At 60.6% G+C, this 2,285-nt stretch carries 3 protein-coding genes and 1 pseudogene; all 4 read right to left on the reverse strand.

The window, feature by feature from the left end; genetic code table 11:
• Positions 1-439, reverse strand: a 439-nt coding sequence (locus ACRXB1_RS34770; protein WP_449494621.1) for an ankyrin repeat domain-containing protein, incomplete at its 3' end; no start/stop codon positions are given.
• Between the two features lie 61 nt (positions 440-500).
• Positions 501-1,292 (reverse strand): TatD family hydrolase, encoded by a 792-nt coding sequence (locus ACRXB1_RS34775; protein WP_449494622.1) that lies wholly within the window; start codon positions 1,290-1,292, stop codon positions 501-503.
• A 34-nt stretch (positions 1,293-1,326) separates the two neighbouring features.
• Positions 1,327-1,839: a GNAT family N-acetyltransferase gene (locus ACRXB1_RS34780; RefSeq protein ID WP_075359691.1), complete on the reverse strand. Its 513-nt coding sequence runs from the start codon at positions 1,837-1,839 to the stop codon at positions 1,327-1,329.
• 48 nt (positions 1,840-1,887) lie between these two features.
• Positions 1,888-2,285, reverse strand: a pseudogene (locus tag ACRXB1_RS34785) (DNA polymerase III subunit delta'); the annotation flags it as partial.

Below are 2,285 nucleotides of genomic sequence, written 5' to 3' on the forward strand. Positions count from 1 at the left end.
GCGGCGTCCAGCCCTTCTTGTTCACTTCCGCATCCTTCGAGATCAGCATGTTCACGAAATCGAGGTCGTCGTTGAGCGCGGCCAGCATCATTGCGTTTTCGCCGGCGGGGTCGAGCTTCTCGAGATCGGTCTTCGGATTCTCGGCGAGCAGCTTGCCCACCTTGTCGGACTTTTCGCGTGCGGCGATCACGAGCAGCGGCGCGCCGGTGTTATCGACGAGATTCGGATCGATGCCTTGCGACAACAGCTTCTTGACGGCCGACACATCGTCGAATTTCACCGCCTTGATCATGGAATCCTCAGGCGCCGCGAAAACCGGTTGAGCAATGGCTGCGGCCGTCAGGACGATGCCCGTGACCAGCGAGCGCCACGTCTTTCTGCGCGCGGCCGTCTGGCGGTTGAAAGCTGCCGAAGATGAAACCGTCGAAATTTTGAGCATGTGTTCCTTGGGGATTACTGGCTGAATCTAATAGTTTTCGCGTCGAAGGCTTCCGCCGAGCCTAGTGTTCGACAGGCTCGGGAATCTTGAAGAGCTTGAAGAAGTTGCGGGTCGTGGCGGTTGCCAGCGCGTCTTCCGGCATTTCGCGCAACTGCGCGATGAAACGTCCGACATAACTTACGTACGCAGGTTCATTCGACTTTCCACGATAAGGCACCGGCGCGAGATACGGCGAGTCCGTTTCGATCAGCAAACGCTCGAGCGGCACCCGTTGCGCGACGTCCTGCACGTCCTTCGCGCTCTTGAACGTCACGATGCCTGACAGCGAGATGTAAAAATCCTGCTCGAGCGCGGCTTGGGCGACGTGCCACGGCTCGGTGAAACAATGCATCACGCCGCCCGGCACGCTTGCACGCTCCTCGGCCATGATCCGCAGCGTGTCTTCCCACGACGACCGTGTGTGGATGATCAGCGGTTTGCCCGTCTCGTGAGCGGCCCGGATATGCGTGCGAAAGCGTTCACGCTGCCATTCCATGTCGGCGATGCTGCGCCCTTCCAGACGGTAATAATCCAGTCCTGTTTCGCCGATGGCGACCACTTTCGGATGCTGCGCCAGTTCCACGAGCTGCTGGACGCTCGGCTCCTGCGCATCTTCGTGATCCGGATGCACGCCCACCGATGCATAGATATGCTCGTTTTCTTCCGCGATCTTGAGCACGGAAGGCAGCGTTTCCAGATCCACCGATACACACAGCGCGTGCGTCACCTTCAGCTCCTGCATCTTGCTGAGGACTTCGGGCAGCCGGTCGGCGAGACCTTCGAAATTGATGTGGCAATGTGAATCGACGAACATGGTGGTTCCGTGGTGATTTCCGACAAGGCTTTGATTAGCCGGCGGATTGCGGGATCAGCCGGCGGCCGAGAATCACGAGATCGCGCTCTATGCCGTCCAGCACCGCGACGCGCGGCAGCGTGCCCCAGACGTCGAACTGGAAGCGGCGGAACAGGCGCAGGCTCGGGTCGTTATGGCCGAAGACGAAACCTAGCAACGTATCGATACCCAGTTCCGGCGCGCGTTCCAATGCCGCTTCCAGCAACTGCGTTCCCAGGCCGCGTCCGCGCGTTTTCTCGTGCAGATAGATGCTGACTTCGGCCGTGCGCAAATAAGCCGGACGTCCGTAGAAATCGGAGAAGCTCAGCCACGCGACGATCGCGCCGTTTTCTTCCACGACCCAAAGCGGCCGGGCGTTCGGCCCGTGAGCATGGAACCAGGCCAGACGGCTTTCAACCGTCACCGGCTCCAGATCTGCCGTCACGAGCCGCGAGGGCACCGTGGAGTTGTAGATGGCCACGATGCCGGGAAGATCATCGAGAACCGCGTCGCGGAAATGGAGAGTCATGGTGCGTTTTGCTTTTGCGAATGAATGTTTACGGACGTGAATGGCAAGTCAGGCGGCGTTGAACACGTCGCGATAGCCCAGAAACAGCTCTTCAAAAACCAGCCGCGCGTTGAGCGGATGATTCTCCACCGCGCGCTGGCGCGCCACAGACTTTTGATAGCGGGAAAACCTGTCCACATCAAGCTGCGCGGCGCAGCGTTCCAGCGCCTTCGATGCCGCCGGGAAATACCGCGGCCGCCCCGCCGTTTTTTGCGCCAGCACATCGTAGAGCCAGCGCTGCATCCAGCCGAGGACCATCGGAACGGGCAGTTTCTGCAGGTTCTCGCCGCATGCAAACGCATCGCAGCCGGGACCCGCCGCCAACTGCGCCAACGCGAAATCACGGAGGGCGCGGTTTTCGTCGTTGGCGAGCGCCAGCGCAGTCAGTGGCGCACCGCCCGCTTCCA

This window comes from Caballeronia sp. M23-90, assembly GCF_053574605.1.